13 protein-coding genes are annotated in these 18,212 nt (G+C 55.2%); 7 read left to right on the forward strand and 6 right to left on the reverse strand.

Annotated features, from left to right (window positions below; translation table 11 throughout):
* The first annotated feature begins 107 nt into the window (after positions 1-107).
* Both JW885_07520 and JW885_07525 read left to right on the forward strand, forming a co-directional pair.
* Positions 108-1,097 (forward strand): class I SAM-dependent methyltransferase, encoded by a 990-nt coding sequence (locus JW885_07520; protein MBN1882005.1) that lies wholly within the window; start codon positions 108-110, stop codon positions 1,095-1,097.
* A 70-nt stretch (positions 1,098-1,167) separates the two neighbouring features.
* Positions 1,168-1,749, forward strand: a complete 582-nt coding sequence (locus JW885_07525) for an acyltransferase (GenBank protein ID MBN1882006.1) — start codon at positions 1,168-1,170, stop codon at positions 1,747-1,749.
* A gap of 341 nt (positions 1,750-2,090) precedes the next feature.
* Here JW885_07525 and JW885_07530 read toward each other — a convergent pair whose 3' ends face one another.
* From JW885_07530 to JW885_07555, 6 genes are all read right to left on the reverse strand, one after another.
* Complete coding sequence (locus tag JW885_07530) at positions 2,091-3,182, reverse strand: glycosyltransferase (protein MBN1882007.1); 1,092 nt, start codon at positions 3,180-3,182, stop codon at positions 2,091-2,093.
* A 116-nt stretch (positions 3,183-3,298) separates the two neighbouring features.
* Complete coding sequence (gene wecB / locus JW885_07535) at positions 3,299-4,402, reverse strand: UDP-N-acetylglucosamine 2-epimerase (non-hydrolyzing) (GenBank protein ID MBN1882008.1); 1,104 nt, start codon at positions 4,400-4,402, stop codon at positions 3,299-3,301.
* Positions 4,403-4,414: 12 nt separating this feature from the next.
* The gene (locus JW885_07540; GenBank protein ID MBN1882009.1) at positions 4,415-5,725 is read right to left on the reverse strand and encodes a glycosyltransferase; all 1,311 of its coding nucleotides are present in this window, start codon (positions 5,723-5,725) and stop codon (positions 4,415-4,417) included.
* Between the two features lie 453 nt (positions 5,726-6,178).
* Complete coding sequence (locus tag JW885_07545) at positions 6,179-7,957, reverse strand: hypothetical protein (protein MBN1882010.1); 1,779 nt, start codon at positions 7,955-7,957, stop codon at positions 6,179-6,181.
* A 187-nt stretch (positions 7,958-8,144) separates the two neighbouring features.
* Complete coding sequence (gene asnB / locus JW885_07550; protein MBN1882011.1) at positions 8,145-10,091, reverse strand: asparagine synthase (glutamine-hydrolyzing); 1,947 nt, start codon at positions 10,089-10,091, stop codon at positions 8,145-8,147.
* A gap of 3 nt (positions 10,092-10,094) precedes the next feature.
* The gene (locus JW885_07555) at positions 10,095-11,438 is read right to left on the reverse strand and encodes a nucleotide sugar dehydrogenase (protein ID MBN1882012.1); all 1,344 of its coding nucleotides are present in this window, start codon (positions 11,436-11,438) and stop codon (positions 10,095-10,097) included.
* A 159-nt stretch (positions 11,439-11,597) separates the two neighbouring features.
* On the opposite strand from JW885_07555, the gene lipB reads away from it, so the two are divergent.
* From lipB to JW885_07580, 5 genes are all read left to right on the forward strand, one after another.
* Entirely contained in the window at positions 11,598-12,329 is a 732-nt protein-coding gene (gene lipB / locus JW885_07560; protein MBN1882013.1) for a lipoyl(octanoyl) transferase LipB, read from the forward strand.
* A gap of 225 nt (positions 12,330-12,554) precedes the next feature.
* Entirely contained in the window at positions 12,555-13,991 is a 1,437-nt protein-coding gene (locus JW885_07565) for a sulfatase-like hydrolase/transferase (protein ID MBN1882014.1), read from the forward strand.
* Between the two features lie 25 nt (positions 13,992-14,016).
* Entirely contained in the window at positions 14,017-15,435 is a 1,419-nt protein-coding gene (locus JW885_07570) for a sulfatase (GenBank protein ID MBN1882015.1), read from the forward strand.
* 217 nt (positions 15,436-15,652) lie between these two features.
* Positions 15,653-16,468 carry an SDR family oxidoreductase gene (locus JW885_07575; protein ID MBN1882016.1) on the forward strand — a complete coding sequence of 272 codons (816 nt, stop codon included), beginning with the start codon at positions 15,653-15,655 and terminating at the stop codon, positions 16,466-16,468.
* Positions 16,469-16,872: 404 nt separating this feature from the next.
* Complete coding sequence (locus JW885_07580) at positions 16,873-18,189, forward strand: O-antigen ligase family protein (GenBank protein ID MBN1882017.1); 1,317 nt, start codon at positions 16,873-16,875, stop codon at positions 18,187-18,189.
* The last annotated feature ends 23 nt before the right edge of the window (positions 18,190-18,212 follow it).

The following is an 18,212-nucleotide window of genomic DNA, read 5'->3' on the forward strand; positions in this document are numbered from 1 at the left end:
CACCCGCCGAAAAAAACCCGTCGCGGGAGCCGTACGGGGGGGGTGGGGATAGCCGGGAAAGCCGTCGTTTGTCTCGGCATGTGCGTAAAAGAAGCTGAAGGCGCAATATGAAGGAAAAGGATATACGTCCCGACGATTTGTTCAAGGAATACCTGGAACTCGCGGTCAAGGACAGCACGGATTTTTTTTCGGATGATGATTTCGTGCATGTCACCTGTCCCGCATGCGGCGGCAAGGAGAGGGCGGGAGAATTCGAGAAACACGCATTTACGTATGTGCACTGTCGGGAGTGTCGCACCCTCTATGTGTCTCCCCGGCCGTCGAGAAGCCCCCTCATGCGGTATTACGGCAGCGCCCCGTCCAGTCTTTTTTGGACGAAATTCTATCGGAACATGTGGGATGCCAGGAGGGAGAAAATTTTCGTCCCCAGAGCGAAAATGGTTCATGACATGTGTTCTGAATATGCGGGTGACTGTTCGAACGTGTACGACATCGGCGGCGGACACGGCATCATGTGCGATGAAATGAGAAAGCTCTCTCCGCATGCGTCGTTCGTCGTCATTGAACCGTCCCACGGGCTGGCGGAGATGGCGCGGGAAAACGGGTTGTTCGTCGTCGAGAAATTTATGGAAGACGTCGTCCCGCAGGACATGCCGAATCGCGCCGACGGCTATGCCGTGGCGATGTGTTTCGAGATATTGGAACACCTGTTCGACCCGTTGACGTTCCTCAGGGCGGTTCGCGCCGTGCTTTCTTCGGGCGATATCTTTGTTGTGACGTTTTTGAACAATCTCGGTTTCGATCTTTCCCTCCTCTGGGAGGAGTCCGACAGCATTCATCCTCCCCAGCATGTCACGATTTTCAATATCGAATCGCTCCCGCTGCTGCTTGAGCGCGCCGGCTTCACCGTGCTCTCGATGACCACGCCGGGAAAGCTCGATGTGGAGCTGGTAAATAAAAAGAAAGAGAAGGTGAAGGACCCGTTCCTTCGATACATGATGCGCACGCTTGACGAGGCGGCCATGGGCGAGCTGCAGCGATTTTTGTCGAGCAACCTGCTGAGCTCATTCAGCATGTGCATGGCGCAGGTTGCGTGAGAGCTGTTTCCCCTTGGAAGGGGGAATCAATACGTTTTATCGGACGGCGACAAGGAAGAGCGACGGCACAGTGAGATTTTTTATCCAGGAACTGAAACATGCGGCGAAATTCGCCCTCGCTTTCTTCCCGGGCGGGACCGGCGAGAGGCTGAGGTCCGCATATATCAAGAGAAAATCGAGAACGTGCGGCGGGGGGATCAGGATCGGGATCGGCGTGGAGATAACGGGCATAGAGAATATCGAATTCGGTGAGAACGTCTCGATCATGAAGTATTCGTCGCTCTACGCCCATGACGGAGAAATCATCCTCGGCAGCAACATCAGCATAAATGCAAACGTGACGATCGGGGCGGCGGACGGCGGAAAAATCGTCCTGGGCGACGATGTCATCATCGGCCAGAACACGGTTTTAAGGGCCAGCGATCATGAACACCGCAGCATCGACGTTCCCATAAAAATGCAGGGGCATGCCGGGGGGACGATCACCGTTTCGGAGGGGGTGTGGATCTCCGCGAATTGTGTTGTCACGAGGGATGTCGACATCGGAAAACATTCCATTATCGCGGCGGGGGCGGTCGTCACGAAAGATGTCGTCCCCTATGCGCTGTATGGTGGAGTTCCGGCCCGGAAGATAACAATGAGAAAGAAGTGACCGGAGCCGGGGTGGGTATCGCCGATCTGTAGAGTTTTAGGGCCCCTGTTTCTTTTGAGTGTGACTCACCGTTGCGGCGATCGGGCCTCCCGAGGCGTCGGCGGCGGGGATACGGCCGTCATCACACGCCGTTTTTTTATCATACCGCCGTTTCCCAATCCAACCAGCCTTTTACCCGTTTTTATTGCATTCTTGGTCGAACCGGGGGATCCGCCGCGCGGTTACGCCGCCCCCTTCTCCGGGATCGGGTCGGTTTCAGGGAGCGGTGTGGTTTCATCCTCCGTCTGGGGCGCTTTGCCGCAGCGCTCGGAGCCATAAATCTGTTTCGCCCCCTTTTTCCATCAACTCTTTTTTGAATGAAGGCGGGTTCCGTCGGGTGGGGAGGTGAGCTCACCGAAGACGCGCACCAGCTCGTTTCGTCGGATGGCAATCGCATACCGATTTGCGGCCCGCTCCCTGGCCCTCGGGGCGAGGGCGGAGTTCATCGCATCCCTGATCGCCGTTTTGACGGCAACCGCATCCCTTCTTTCGACGACGAAACCGGCGTCTCCGATGATATCCGGGATGCCGTTGACCGCGCTCCCCACCGGGATACAGCCGCAGAGCATCGCCTGAATGAGCGAATTCGGCAGGCCTTCGCTCACCGAAAGCTGCGTATATACCTTCGATCGCCTGAGCTGCGACAGGAGCTCTTCGTGATTCACAAAACCGAGGAGCGTCAGGTTGCCCGGCGGCTCCGCGACCAGTTGATCGAAGAGGTGCGGATCGTAATCCCCGATGTGAACGAATTGATATTCGGGGATCCTGCGGGCGGCTTCGACGAAGTCCGCCATGGCCTTCAGCTCGTAATTCAACCCGGTCTTTATATTCCCGACGGTGAGAACGACACGCTCCTTTTCCGTATCGCCGGGCGACCAGAAGTCCGTATCAAATCCGGACGGGATGACGACTATGCGCCCCCTGATGCCGTCAAAAAGGTTCAGGATGCCTTCTTTCACGGTATTGTATTCGCTGTATCTGTTTTCCACTCGTACCAACGACGCATGGACGGGTATGATGAGGGAGGCGGAACGGTAGACGAAACCGCACAGGGAGCGGGAAATCCTCTTATGATAGACGCCGTACGCCAATGCCGGCAGCCAATTGGCGTCGAAACCGCCGATACTCAACGCGAGGGGCACCCCGGCGATTCGACACAACAAAGCCGGGATGATCAAATACCAGCTCACGAAAAAGGCGTAGACGGCGTGCGCGTGTCTGATGTTACAAAGCAGCCAGAGCGTCATCTTTAAAAGACTGACGGCATACGCAGGGCGGGGGGCCGTTTTGAGGGTAAAGGAGTTTACCTCGAATGCGTCTTTGAGGATGTTTTCGTCCTCGGTGATGAAGGGGGAGTCCGATAATTTTATATACAGAATACTTTTTTTTGACATAATGCTTTCGTTACGGGTGGTTGTGTGCATGTGCCGGGGAAGATTCCCTCCGCCGTGCGTATGGGTTTTCACAGGTACACATCGGCCTTCTGCGTAATGGGATCGCTTCGAGGGGGTTATGGGGAATATGCGGAGAGGAGAATATCACATACCCTCTCGCTGGTTTTCCCGTCCCACAGGGGCGGACGCCCCCCCGTTTTGTAGGTTCCCTCGCGGATGTTTTTTATGGTTTCTCCAAACGCCGCCTTGTCCGTCCCCACGACGGTGTTCGTCCCGATTTCCACCGTGGCGGGACGCTCCGTATTCTCCCTGAGCGTCACGCATGGAATCCCGAGAAAGGTCGTCTCCTCCTGGATGCCGCCGCTGTCGGTGATGACATAGTGCGCCCCGGCCATCATGCCGACGAAACCGACATACCCGATGGGCGGCACGAGGTAGATGTTTCCCGGCTCGGGGGATTCGGGGAAACGCGGCTCTTGGAGGAAGTGTTTTTCGAGTCCAAATAGGATCAGGTTTTTTTTCGTCCGCGGGTGGGCCGGCATGACGACCGGGTGATGTTTCGCGGCGTCGCTGAGCAGGTCGATGATTTTTGAAAGGGACGCGGCGTCGTCGACGTTGGACGGACGATGGATGGTGGCCGCTATGTATTCTCCGGCCGTCGGCTTCTCTTTGTGAGCCTTGGGGAGTATTCTGTTGAGGGAGTCGATCATGATATTCCCGACGAAGTGCACCCGGTCGTCCGGTATTCCCTCACGCTTCAGGTTGTCGATGCCGGATTGCTCGGAGACCAGAAGAAAATCGCTCACGTGATCGGTGAGAATGCGGTTGACCTCCTCGGGCATCGCCATGTCGAAGCTCCGTAGCCCGGCCTCCACGTGCGCCAGCGGGATACGCTGCTTGGAAGCCACCAGGGAGGATGCCAGGGTCGAATTGACGTCTCCCACGACGATAATCAGGTGCGGATTGAGCTCCGTGCAGATTTCCTCGAGAGCGATCATCACCGAGGCCGTTTGGTAGGTATGGGTGCCCGAGCCGACGTTTAAAAAGAAATCCGGTTCGCCGAGAGACAGGTCCTCAAAAAAGGCCTGGCTCATTTCATAGTCGTAATGCTGCCCGGTATGGACGATCTTATAATCGGCGAACGACCGCCGTTCGAACTCCCACACGATGGGGGCGATTTTCATGAAATTCGGTCGTGCGCCGGCAATAATAAGAATCATGGCAACGAAAAACTATTGTGTGTTTGATGATCGATCCGACACCATCCGGTGGATCAGTGCCGCGAATCGTCCCGCTACTTCCCGATATGTATATTTTTTTACGGCCTCGGCATCGGGCGCATACGGCGTCGCGCCGTGCTTTCGGTAGTCCCGATATAAAGAGAGTATCGCCTCTTTGACCTCGCCCGCCGTCGTGACGAAAAATCCGGTATTGGTCTCCTCGAGGATCTCCGCGACGGCGCCCCGGTATTTCCCCAGGCACAGGATGGTGCTTCCCGCGCCGAGGTATTCATATATCTTGGCCCCGACCCCCTGGGACTCGGGGGAGTCGCCCATCCAGTCTATCATTAAAAGGACCTGGGCCGCCATCTGCTTTTTCTTGATTTCCGCCGAAGGCAGATATCCATGTAATGAAACGCATTTCTCCAGCCCATATTGTACCATCAGGTCATGGACGTATTCCAGTCTCCTGCCGTAGAAGGATATATCGACGGCGGACTCCTCCAGGTCTTCCGCGTCGAGAAGCTCCCGGAGGGCAATAAAGAGAAGGTGCGGGTCTCGAAACTTCGGATACATGATGCCGGTATAGACGATGCTGAACCGTCGGTCCTTTGAGACCGTATCGGCATAATCGTCCTCGTCGAATCCGTTGGTGATGACCGTAACGTCCCTGTTGTGGAGATCCGAGAGCAGACGGGCGTATGGGGCGGTCACCGACACGATTTTGTCGCTTCTTCGTATCGATGATACCTCGAGACGGCGATCGATGCGGGCGAAGAGCCCGGATTTCGCGTAGTTCAGGTTGCTGTTTGACCAGAGATCCCTGAAATCGGCGATCCAGGGGATGCCCGTCTTCTTTCGAATGTACGACGCCAAAAGGTGGCCGGAGAACGGCGGCGCGGTTGAAATGATGAGTTGAATGTTCTCTTTCCTGCATATTTTCAGAAGTTTTCTGCGGGAGAGGAGACACCATCCCAGCTGGGTGTCGGGCAGGGAGAAGATATTGTGGTAGATACGGGACATGCGGGACTGCCCGACGGCGGCGGACTTTTTCATCGAACCGACGGAGCCGGGGAGGAAAAATCCGATGATCGTCTTGAGTAGTTGGGAGGTGTCCAGGGTTTTCGTCCTGTACACGGTGATGTTCGGGATCTCCATCCCCGGATCATAGAAGTCGCTCTTTTCGAAGGTCCCGGTCTCCGTCGTGAAGACCACCGGTGTAATATCGTATTCCGGGAAATACCGTGAAAGCTTCAGCGCCCTGACCGATCCGATGACGTTGAGCGGAGGATACCAGTAGGCGATGATGAGCACTTTTATCATGGATTGAATGATTCTCTGTGTTTCCTGTAATGCTGAAATTGTCGATATACATCAATCAAGGAGATGGATTCTCCCGCCTCCGGGTCATCCGTACATCACCGGTGTTCGCGTCGATAACGGTTTCAGGATAATCCGACGTCTCACGTATTTTAGCTCATGTCTTTCCACTGGGAGGCATGGAAAATCGGAAAGTCACGCCCGGGCGGTCACGATGATAACCGCTTTTTTTGAGATATATATCCTCCGCCTTCAGCATCGTGAATATTTTTCATCCGATCATCTCGAAGGCCTTCATGCTCTTTTTGGCATCGATGCGACGGGACGGCCGCCACGGCATCTCAGTTGGTTTCAATCCCGTCGTGTTCCGCAATGAAGCCGTCTCTGATGATATGACCCCAACGCGGAGAAGAGCTCTTCACAAGATTACGGATCGATACCGTGGGCTTCACAATATCACGCTTTGAATGAATTGTACGTGTCAAGTATCTTCGAAAAATGGGTGGATGTATCAATGCTCTTTTTCGAAATCAGAACATTGTTGATCATGAGGTGCTGTATTTCGGAGTTGTCGAACACATACATGGCGTCTTCAGGGTAATGCACGATGGGATACCCATGAAGGTTGAAGCTTGTGTTTAAGACCGCACCTCGTCCGGTTAGGCTTTTAAAATGTGAAATGAGTGCATGATACGCGGGATTGTGCTTTTTGTGTACAATTTGGGGGCGAACGGTGAAATCCTGCGGGTGAATCCCGGCGATTATCTCGGGAAATCGATCCGTTGTGTCAAACGTGATGATCATATAGGGGGCTTCGATCCCGGCGTCGTTTTTCAGATATGTACGTTCGTCTTCTTCCAATATTGAGCAGGCAAAGGGCATCCAGAAATCGCGCAGCTTGATCATCTCGTTGATCACCCGGATGACCCAGGGATTTTTGGGGTCGGCGAGAATCGACCTGTTTCCCAGCGCCCGCGCGCCGAATTCTTCTCTTCCCGAAAAGCGTGCGACGACCTGGCCTTCCGCCAGTAACCTGGCGGCGGCGACTTCGGGATTTTCGACACGTGTGATGGATATGTCTGATTCGAAGGAATATGTCTCCACCTTTTTTTCCACGTCTTTATCTGAAAAATTCGGTCCCAGGTAGAAATCGCCCAACGGCGGGATCTCCTCGGGATCGTTGTGCGCACCCCATGCGTACAACGCCGCGCCGATTGAATTTGTCTCGTCGCCGCACGAGGGATAAATGAACAGCTTCTCGACCTCCGGCAATTCGGAGATTATCATATTCGCCTTGACATTCATAAACACCCCGCCCCCCAGGGCGACCGTATGAATATTGGTGTAGGCGATCGCCTTTTTCACCCATTCGCTGAGAAAGTCTTCAAAATATGATTGTATAGCGCCGGCGATGGTGTCGAATCGTTGTTGTTTGATGATTTTTTGAAATAACTTGTTGCCCGAGAACATTCGCGGTATCGATGAGCCGCGTTTCCAGATGGGTTCCGGACCCGAATGGTGAATAAGGATGTTTTCAAAATCCCGCTTGAGATCGGAATAGTATTTTTCGCTGCTGTATGGAGCCATCCCCATGATTTTGTATTCATGCTCCAGGGGGGTCATGCCCATCAGGTATGTTACCGTCGAGTAAATATAGCCGAGGGATTCGTACGGGGACATGGAAAACAGTTTTTTGATCTTCCCGTTTCTTCCGATGTTGACGGTTGCGGAGCTGACATCACCCGCCCCATCGCACGTCAGAACAAGCACATCTTCGTTATATATGCCCATTCCATGATACGCCGCGGCGGCGTGACACATGTGATGATCGATGAACTCAACCGGCTTGTTGTCAAGATCCAAGGATTTCAAATTGGCCATTCGCAGTGTATACAGCTTTCTGTTCAGTATGCTCCTTTTAATCTTCTGTAGGAGACCAACCCGTCCCAGTACGTTCCGTATCGTCTTAATGACCCCCGTTCTTTTCGCATAGAGTTTTTTGGAGGTGACATTCGTCATGTATTGATTGTATTCCGTTCCGGAAAACACGATGAGGTCTATCGACGCCGGTGTTATCCCGGCGTAATTCATGGTCTCACGTATACTTTCCCGTGGAAAGCCGGCGTAATTCTTTATACGATTTATTCGTTCTTCCTGTAAGGCGAACACTATTTTTCCGTGATCCACCAAACATACGGACGCATTATGTGCATCGTGAATACCGAGTACAAGCATTTTATTCCTCATGGGTGATTGTGCTTGATTGACGTTGCATTATCCATCATTGTTTTCAGTAGTATACTATGATGTAGGATTCTTGAATCGCTTCAGTAACGGCGAGAGTATCTGCTGCAATCAATTCATACATATATTCAAAGGTACGCTTTTAGCATTTCTTCTCATACCTGTCAACCTCTCTGTTTCAGCGGGAGAGTGAACGCAACCACAGAGACAAGTTCACCCATCGCCAGATTCTCTTTACGTCCCCGTCGCCGGTCGAGAGAAATTTCTGAAGAGATCTCCGTGACGCGCCGATGTCGAGATAGCTTTCAAGAGAGTCGTGGGCGTATATCGCGCCGTTCAGGATATCGGTGCCCCCGAGCAGCCATGCGCGCTCCGGGGTGGTGAACCCCTTTTTGTCCTTTCGCCAGGTGATCTCCCCGGGAAGAATGTCCCTCATGGCGTTTCTGAGAATCCACTTCGTATATCCGTCGTTGATCTTCAGCTCATTCGGCAGCGCGAAGGCGCGCTCCACCAGCCGGTAATCGAGGAAGGGGACCCGGGATTCCAGGGAGAACGCCATGGAGCTGCGGTCCTCATACCGGAGCAGGGCCGGGATGCTTCTCTGAAAGGTGTCCAACCGCAATTGATTCTCAAGGTTTTTCACGCTCCCCATCCGGCTGAGGGCGGGATTTCTTCGGGCATACGTGTTCACAAAATCTTTGTTGAGGCCGAGAGTGTCCGAAGCGGTGGATTCGCGAAGCCCTGAGAGGGGCAGCAGGTGAAACAGCATGCCCTGTATCGCGATCGATCGCTCTCCCGCCCCAATTCCTTCGCCCGCAAGCTCCCTCCAGGCGGATGAGAGACGCCCGGATGAGACGAGCTGGGCGAGCCATCTTCCGCGGTATCCGGGATATCCGGCGAGGATCTCGTCCGATCCCTGTCCGTCCAGGAGCACCGTCACATCGGTTTCTTTCACCAACCCCATGACCCGGTACTGGGCGTACATGCTCGTGCTGGCGAAGGGTTCGTCCTGGACCGTGATGAAATGCTCGATATCCCGCCAGAGCTCGTCGCCCGTCGGATGGACGATGTATCTCTGGGCCCCGGCGAAGTCCGCCGCGATCTTGGAAAAGCGGCTCTCGTCGGCTTCGTCGTCGTGGTAGCAGGACGAGAACGTCCGCTGCTTTGGCCCCAGGGCGTTGGAGAGGCGGGCGTCGCCCCCTGCTTTGGCCGCGAGAATTCTGCTGATGATCGCCACGATGGAGGACGAATCGAGCCCGCCGGAAAGGCACGTCCCCACGGGCACGTCGCTGATGAGCCGAAGCCTGATGCTGTCCTCAAGGATATCCCGAAACTCTTCGGTCGTATTGTTGACGTCGTCGACGGGGTCCCGCGCAAGTGATTCGGGATCGATATGCCAGTATCTTTTATATGCCGCTTTCCCGTCGACGCCGACGACGGCGGTATGCCTGGCGGGGAATGAGTGAATGTGTGTGAAAAAGGTCTCGTCGGTATGATCGTTGTATCCCCGGGTGAGGTAATCGAAGACGATGCCGTCGTTGACGTCCCGGGGGATTCCCGCCGCCAGAAGCCCCTTGATCTCCGAGGCGAAAAGGAGGCAGCCGTCCTGCTCAGCATAATAGAGCGGCTTGATGCCGAATCGGTCCCGGGAGATGAAGAGGCGTTTTCGCTCGACGTCATACAGGATGAACGCCCACATGCCGTTGAATCGCCGCACACAGCTCTCCCCCCACTCACGGTATGCGGCCAGGATCACCTCTGTATCGCAATCCGATCGAAATCGGTGCCCCTTGCCCCTCAGCTCGTCTCGAATCGACTGGTAGTTGTATATTTCTCCATTGTGGATAATCCAGAGCGATCTGTCTTCTGTGGACATGGGCTGGTGGCCCAAAGGAGAGAGGTCCAGTATGGACAGCCGCCGGTGGCCCATGCCCAGGATATATTCGGTCGTGTCTCCGGAAAGCTCCCGTGGATTTTTCACGGCGCGGGCGTTCCCAAATGGGTCGAAGAACACGAACCCCTCGTCGTTCGGGCCCCGGTGGGCCAGGGCGTCCGTCATGCGAACGAGGGCCTGTGGGTCGATCGGCTTCCCGGAAAAATTATACGTGAGGGTGATGCCGCACATGTATCAGACGGACCCCGTGTTTCCCTTGCCGATACCGCGATAGACGAAGCCCGCGTCCCGGGCGGCGTTCGGATCTATGGCGTCCCGTCCGTCCACGAGGATGCGATTGCGCATTGATCCAGCAAGTTTCTTCAGATCCATCGTGAGGTATTCCCGGTGTTTGGTGACCAACAGCAGCGCGTCGGCGTTGTGCGCGGCGGCCTGAAGATCCCGGGTCAGCTCCGTCCCGGGTAACTCCCGGACGAATGGATCGTGGACGATCACGTCCGCCCCGTAGGCACTGAGACGGGAGACCACCTGGGAGGTGGGGGTGTTCCGGGTATCGTCGGAGTTTTCCAGATACGCCGCCCCCAGGACGACCACCTTGACGTCCGGGTATTCCAGGCCGGCGTTGCGAAAGCATTCGGTGGCGAGATCCACCAGGTGGTGCGGCATGGATTCGTTGATGGTGCGGGCCAGCTCCACAAAGTGGGTCTCGATGGGGCGCCTTCCGTACGTTTTCAGGCCGTACAGCAACAGCCAGGTGTCCTTCGGCAGGCAGTGTCCTCCCACGCCGGCGCCGGGGAGGTGCATCAGCCGCTCTTTCCGTGTGTTGATGAGCCGCTGCACCTCGTAGACGTCGATCCCGAGACTTTCGCAGATGAGCGCCATCTCGTTGGCGAACGCGATGTTCACGTCCCGATAGGCGTTCTCAATCGTCTTGCTGGTTTCGGCGGTCAGGACGTCGGTGGTATGGATGGACGCCCTGACGATGTTCGAGTACATCTCTTTCGCGCGGCGCTCGCTCTCATCGTCGATGCCGCCCACGATCCGGGGGAGGTCCTGGATGTATTCGATGAGCTTGCCCGGCATGAGCCGCTCGTAGGAGTAGGCCAGACTGAAATCTTCTCCCGCGGTCAGTCCCGATCGCCTCTCCAGGATCGGCCTGATGACGTGCTCCGTGGTCCCCGGCGCCACGGTGGACTCGGTGATCACCAGCACGCCCTTTTTCATGTTTTCACCGATCCCCCGGCACGCCTCCTTCAGGGAGTAGTATTTCGGCTGGTGTTCCGAGCCGTCGGTGGGGGTCTGCACCGCGATCAATATGATATCCATATCTTTCAGGACCGAGTAGTCGTCCGTCGCCCGGAAAGAGCCGTTTTTCACGATGCGCTTGATGAGCTCATCCAGTCCGGGCTCGTCGCCCTCGATGGGGGATTTCCCGGCGTTGAGGGTGTTTATTTTCCATTCGCTGACCGGAGAGCCCTTCTCCACGCCGGTTACGGTATATCCGTCCACGTCCGCCAGAAGCGCGGCGCACGGGATACCCACATAGCCCATGCCGATTACTGCGATGTGTGTGGTCATTCGCGTTCCTTCATCTGTCTATTACGAGAGGACGCCGTATGAAGTCCTCTATTTGTTTCAGTGATATGTTTGTTAAAATATATAAAATTGTGTAAAATAAAAAATACCGCGTCGTGCGGGTGAAATCCTGTGATGAAACACATACGGAATATATGGGACATGACCTTACAGACACAAGCGGGATCGATTTCCTTAGAAATTCACGACCTGGGTCATGCCGACTACGAAAAAACCTTAAAGCTTCAATATAGCTTACAAAATAGACGCCGTCAAGGGAAAGTACGTGACACGGTATTGATAGTGGAGCATACGCCCACGATAACCTTCGGCGTGCGCGGGAGTGTCAACCGGCTTGTCACCGGTCGGGACACCCTGGGGCGGATGGGCATCGCCCTGGTGGACACCAGCCGGGGCGGCGGGGCGACGGCCCATAATCCCGGCCAGGTCGTCTGTTACCCCATCATTGACCTCAAAGAACGCTTCATGCATGTGGACGAGTATATTTCAATCCTCGAAGATATCGGCGTCTGTCTTCTCGAGAAACTGGGCGTGACGGCCATGCGAAGGGAGGGATTCCCCGGCCTGTGGGTGGAAGTTGCCGGCGGTGAGGGATCGTTTCTTTTGAAAAAAATCGCCTCCATCGGCATCCACCTTTCGGGCATGGTGACTTCCCACGGCATGGCAATAAACATCCAGAACGATCTTTCGATATTCGATCACATCGTACCCTGCGGCATTGAGGGTATCTCCCTCACCTCCGTGAAGGAAGAGACCGGTACGGAACACGACATGGGAAAGGTCAGAAAAATCCTCGCGGGATGTGTGAAGGATCACCTGGCTCCGTCTGAGACATGTTCGACGAGGACCTCGGGCGATGTGGACGGCATGTGAGGGTGAAGATACTATCTATGTCGGCCGATCATGTGTCGTGTGTGAGATCGGGAACAGGCCGGGATGATCGGACGACCGAGAGGGTCGACACTGAAGCTGAAAAATGTATTGACACGGCCTTCATAATTGATAGTGTATGAAAAGCGGGGGAGCGGCGGGGGCGGGTGTCGTCTGGAATTATTATATTTTTTTATATAAACGGGGATAGAACTCATGAAACACCGCATGACACGACGAGAGCTGCTGAAGGGTGCGGCGGTTGTGGGGGCAGGGATCGGCATGGGTGCGAACCTGTCGCTTCTTTCCGGCGTGTCCCGCGTATTCGCCCAGGAGGGGACGAAGGGAAGCATGCTCCCCGCCGGGAAGGAGCGCCCGAACATCGTTTTCATCATGGCGGACGACCTTGGGTACGGGGACCTGGAGTGCTACGGGAGCATGGCCATCAAAACCCCCAATATAGACACCCTTTCAGATGACGGCATGAGGTTCACCGATTTCTACGTCTGCTCGCCGGTCTGCACGCCCTCCCGGTACGGCCTCTTGACCGGGCGATACCCGGCCCGGGCGGACCTGAACCTTGCGTTTCTGCCGCCGGACATCGTCTTTAAAAAGCGCATCGAATACGGATTTTACCAGAAGCTCTCCGACGTCGGTATTCTCGACTCCGGCGATCCGGGGACGTGTCAGGGATTGAGCGGCGATGAATTCTCCCTGGCCCGGGGCCTCAAGGACGCGGGCTACGCCACGTGCCTCGTGGGAAAGTGGCACCTGGGGTATACCGAGGAGTATCTTCCCTGTGCCAACGGGTTCGACTATTTTTACGGGACCCCGGGCGTGAACGACATGAAGCCCTTTCGCCTGATGAGAAACAACGAGGTGATCGAGGACGACGTTGCCGACCAGGGAACCCTCACCAAGCGATACACGGAGGAGGCCCTGGCGTTCATTGATCGGGAGAAGGATCGCCCCTTCTTCCTCTATTTCTCCCATACCTTTCCCCACATCCCCCTTCACGCCTCGGAGGACTTTCTGGGGACGTCGGAGGGGGGGCTGTATGGAGATACCGTGGAAGAGATCGACTGGAGTGTGGGCAAGGTCCTGGAGAAGCTGGATGAGCTGGGGCTTTCGGAAAACACCATCGTCGTCTTCACCAGCGACAACGGCCCCTGGTACGAGGGGAGTCCCGGGGGCTTGAGAGGCGGAAAGGGCCTGGCCTACGAGGGGGGCTTTCGGGTGCCGATGATCATCAGGTGGCCGGGAGTGGTGTCTCCGGGCACGGTCAATCACGCCGTTGCCAGCAACCTGGATTTCTGCCCCACGTTTCTGGCCCTGGCAGGGGTTGAGATGCCCGAAGACAGGGTGATAGACGGCGTGGATATCCTGCCGCTTTTTCTCGGCTCTGAGGAGTCGCCCCATGAGGCGATTTACTACTACCACGCGGAGAAGGTGGAGGGGATACGGGTCGGCGAGTGGAAGTATCTCAGGCGTCACAACGTCTACGTATGGCCGTCCAACCTCCAGCTCAAGGGTCCCTGGCTCTTCAACATGGAGACCGATCCCCGGGAGCGGTACGACCTGGGCACGAATCATCCGGACATCGTCGAGAGACTTGAGGGGATGATCACTGACTGGGAAGCGTCGATTGAGGCGACGCGACCATAACATCAGAATAAAGTAGGGTGCTATCATGACACGAGATATGACGCGACGGACGTTGTTGAAACTCCTGGGGGCAGCGGGGCTTTCCTCGCTGGCGGGCCCGCTCCTGGGCGGCGTGTCGGCTTTTGGGGAGGATGCGGGGGGAAGCGGCGGCCGACTTCTAAATATCGTTTTAATCAACGTCGATGACATGGGATACGGGGATCTGGGGTGCTACGGCGGTGGGGCCATCAAAACACCCAACATAGACGCCCTTGCCGAGGACGGCATGAGGTTCACCGATTTCTACGCCTGCTCCCCGGTCTGTTCGCCGTCCCGCTTCGGCCTGTTGACGGGGCGCTACCCGATCCGCATCGGCCTCCATGCGGCGCTCTTCCCCACCAACATGCCGTTGAAAAACAGCATGACGCTTCGATTCCACGAGACGCTGGGCGGCATGGATCTCCTCGACATGAAGGGGAGAGGAACCGCCGTGGGCATCCCGACCGAAGAGATCACCATCGCGGAGCTCCTGAAAGGGAGGGGATACAAAACCGGCATGGTGGGCAAGTGGCACCTGGGGGATGAGACGCCCTACCTCCCCACAGATAACGGTTTCGACAGCTTCTTCGGCGTTCCCTACTCCAACGATATGACACCCTTCCCCCTCTACCGGGACGATGAGATCATTGAGGAGAACATCACAGATCAAAGCACCCTCACGAAGCGCTATACCGAGGCGGCGCTTTCGTTCATCGATGAGAATCGCGACACTCCCTTTTTCTTCTATTTCGCCCATACCTTTCCCCACATTCCGCTCTTCGCCTCGGAGGATTTTCGCGGGACGTCCGACGGGGGCCTCTACGGCGACACGGTGGAGGAGCTGGACTGGAGCGTGGGCGAGGTCATGAAAAAGCTCGACGAGCTGAATCTTTCTGAGAACACCATCGTCCTTTTCACCAGCGATAACGGCTCCTGGTACGAGGGGAGCCCGGGCGATTTTCGGGGGGGCAAGGGGACCAGCTATGAGGGAGGCTTCCGGGTGCCGCTGATCGTCAGGTGGCCCGGGGTGGTCTCCCCCGGGAGCGAGTGTGATGAGGTGGCGAGCAACATGGATCTCTTCCCGACCCTGGCCGCCGCCTGCGGCGTCCCGGTTCCCGATGATCGGGTCATCGACGGACGGGATATCACAGAGCTTTTGACCGACACCGGCCCGTCCCCCCACGAGGCCCTCTACTTCTATCACTACGACGAGGTCCAGGGGATACGGAGTGGAGACTGGAAGTACATGCGGAAGCTCCATGTGTACGACTGGCCGTCGAACATCCAGAAAAAGGGCCCGTGGCTCTTCAACATGAAAACCGATCCCCAGGAGCGGTACGACCTGACCGAGACGCATCCCGACATCGCCGAGAAGCTCGAGGGGATGATTTCCGACTGGGAGAAAAAAACGGCGCTCGAGCTGTAAGGATCATTCCGTCGTGACAACCGGAGGCGACGCGATGCGTCGTCTCCGGCCTTTTTATTGTGTCTCCCGACATCCGGGGTATGTTCGGATTTTTCAGACGGCATCGTTGAAGGTTGACAAGAAGGGTAATCGTTTATATACTCGATGAGCTTGAAACCCGCGGGATGTGTTTTCCCTAAAGAAGGGTAATTTTTTTATGAGTGAGAGGAACCAGCGTATGCAGAAGCGGGTTTTCATTACCGGGGCCTCCCGGGGCATCGGGGCGGCCATCGCCCTCTATCTGGCGGAGCGGGGGTGTCGGGTTGTCGGCACCACCAGGGACGTCGCGAAGCTTGGGGATGATGCGCCGAATCACCTAAACATCACGATGATATCAATGGACGTCACGGATGTCGGATCGATCAACAAGGCCGTCGCCCAAGCCAGGGACACAATGGCCGGCATAGACGTCCTCATTAACAATGCCGGTATCAGCCACCTGGGTCCGTTCGAGGAGATGCCGGACGAACAGGGCCGGGCGATCATGGAGACGAACTTCTTCGGATTGATCGCTGTGACGAAGGCCGTCGTCCCCGTAATGCGGGATGCGGGCTCGGGCCTTGTGATCAACATCAGTTCCCTGGGGGGGAAGGTGGGCGTTCCCTTCCAGTCCTACTACGTCGCCAGCAAGTTCGCCCTGGAGGGATGGAGCGAGGCGGCGAGGATGGAGCTTGGAACCCAAGGCATCACGCTTGTCATCGTGGAGCCGGGGGATATCAAGACCGATATCGCATCGCATCACCTCCTGTGCGGGAGCGATTCTCCCAATTACAAGGAGCCGTACGAGATCGTCTGCCGCAGCGTTCGGGGGAACGTCTCCCACGCGGGCCCGCCCGAGGACGTGGCGAAGGTGGTGTATGCCGTCATCGGCAAAAAACGGCCCGGGGTGCGCTATCCTGCGGGGAAGGGGGCGAAGATGCTCTCCATTTTGCTGACGCTGGTGCCCGATCGGCTGGTTGAGCGGCTGGTGGTGAAAAGCTACGGACTGCGGTAGAATAGTATGATCTGCGATAGAGAGAACGTTGAGAGAAACGACGTCGGACGGGATTATTTTCCACAATTTTGAGAGACTTCTCCAATGTATCATTGGAAATATTCGTGACTCCTCCGGTGTTTCATCCGTTGTTAAAAAATACTGATGTTGTTTTCAATACGGCTGCCCTGAAAAAGTGCCGACGTGCGAATATGTGTATGAGACCGATGCCGCCGGGGATACAACCGGGATAAGAAATCAAGAGATTTTAAAAAAGCATACTATTCTTCCGACTATATCATCACAAAGAATAAGCTCAAGGAGCTTCCCGGAAAAAAGAAGTTTTTGATAGAGGACGAACCTGATTTTTCGTGTGAAATGTTCGTCCAAAGAGTTGTAATCAACAGCTACGTTGTGGACGTAATATGGAAAAGCGAATTGAAAAACCCGATGTCAACTCCATCATCCTTGTCATTCTTATCGCCCTGCTCCCGTTGATTTTTCGATTCTCCCCCATCCCCTTTTTCGGAAAGTTCTTCGGTCATAAGATACAGCTTCTCGAGATACTGTTTCCCCCTCTTGTGGTCGTCTGGTTTTTTTCATCTCTCCGCCAAAAAACACTGAAGCCGGTATTTCCGCCGGGAACGATATTCTTTCTCGCCTTCGTGGGTGTTTCATTCATCTCCTCGATGCTGTCGATCGACACGGGACGGGCGTGTATCGAGACGGCCGGATATGTCTATCTCTATCTTCTCTATTTCTTTTTTTACAATCTCATCGTTGATGAGAGTCATGTGAACGTCTCGCTCAGGTGTTTTCTCGTCATATCATTTGTGATCGGCATGATAGGAATTGTTGGATTGTTGCTCTATACAGTCTTTGACGTCACAACATTCCCCATAGAGGTATTTGAAAATTATCTCGGCATAGATCTCATCAGGATTCGTTCAACATTTTTTACGAGCAACTATTTTCTCAGCTATATGGGATTCGCGTGTGCCGTAAGCATTCCCCTCATTAAATATGATGAGAAAAAATGGATACGGGTACTCGCGTCATTGCTGATTCTCATGGTTGTCGCGATTCTGCTGACGGCCCTCTACCGGGGCGCGTTCGTCATTTGGGGAATTCTCTTTTTCGGCCTTAGGTATTTCAAGAATGCACGGGCGTTTGTATTTCTCAGGGTCGCCGCCGCCGGATTGTTTCTTGCGTTTTTTCTCCTGTTCGCCCTCCAGGGGTACATCAATATCTCCCCGGTCGAGATTTCTCATGACGCCTCCAGTCACAGGCTGGAAACCTCCATTTCGACGCAGCCGTCCGTCTATGCGAACCTCCATCTGACGGCGATACATATCATACGGGAACACCCCCTCGTAGGGGTGGGTCCCGGCCTGTACAATGAATATATGAACCGTCCTGAATTCGGCTATGATTTCGAGACATATCCCTGGACAAACCTCGATCCGCACAGCACGTATCTGGGATATTGCGCCGAGACGGGCGTTTTCGGCGTCTTGTTCTTATTGCTCTTTTTTGGAAGCATTATCGTTCATGTGAGTCGGGCAAAAACGGACACGGACATGCTGAGAAGCGCCAAGAGGCTTTTTCTCGCCTATTTTGTTCTCATGCTGGTATACGCCCTTTTCGTTGACATCTTTACCTTACGATTTCTCTATTTTGCGTATGCCCTCTCTCTTTCTCTCGGCGGCCCTCTCACGGGCGGGTATGAAAAAGAGAGATAACCACATCACGCAAAAAACGGATA

Source organism: Candidatus Zymogenaceae bacterium, from assembly GCA_016931225.1.
In the GTDB taxonomy this organism is placed as follows: Bacteria; Desulfobacterota; Zymogenia; order Zymogenales; family Zymogenaceae; genus JAFGFE01.

Excerpts from the sequence above, each read along its gene's own strand:
- JW885_07520 (MBN1882005.1), top strand. The coding sequence starts at position 108 with ATGAAGGAAAAGGATATACGTCCCGACGATTTGTTCAAGGAATACCTG.
- JW885_07530 (MBN1882007.1), bottom strand. The coding sequence starts at position 3,182 with ATGTCAAAAAAAAGTATTCTGTATATAAAATTATCGGACTCCCCCTTC.
- wecB (MBN1882008.1), bottom strand. The coding sequence starts at position 4,402 with ATGATTCTTATTATTGCCGGCGCACGACCGAATTTCATGAAAATCGCC.
- JW885_07540 (MBN1882009.1), bottom strand. The coding sequence starts at position 5,725 with ATGATAAAAGTGCTCATCATCGCCTACTGGTATCCTCCGCTCAACGTC.
- JW885_07545 (MBN1882010.1), bottom strand. The coding sequence starts at position 7,957 with ATGCTTGTACTCGGTATTCACGATGCACATAATGCGTCCGTATGTTTG.
- asnB (MBN1882011.1), bottom strand. The coding sequence starts at position 10,091 with ATGTGCGGCATCACCCTCACGTATAATTTTTCCGGGAAGCCGATCGAC.
- JW885_07555 (MBN1882012.1), bottom strand. The coding sequence starts at position 11,438 with ATGACCACACACATCGCAGTAATCGGCATGGGCTATGTGGGTATCCCG.
- lipB (MBN1882013.1), top strand. The coding sequence starts at position 11,598 with ATGACCTTACAGACACAAGCGGGATCGATTTCCTTAGAAATTCACGAC.
- JW885_07565 (MBN1882014.1), top strand. The coding sequence starts at position 12,555 with ATGACACGACGAGAGCTGCTGAAGGGTGCGGCGGTTGTGGGGGCAGGG.
- JW885_07570 (MBN1882015.1), top strand. The coding sequence starts at position 14,017 with ATGACACGAGATATGACGCGACGGACGTTGTTGAAACTCCTGGGGGCA.
- JW885_07575 (MBN1882016.1), top strand. The coding sequence starts at position 15,653 with ATGCAGAAGCGGGTTTTCATTACCGGGGCCTCCCGGGGCATCGGGGCG.
- JW885_07580 (MBN1882017.1), top strand. The coding sequence starts at position 16,873 with ATGGAAAAGCGAATTGAAAAACCCGATGTCAACTCCATCATCCTTGTC.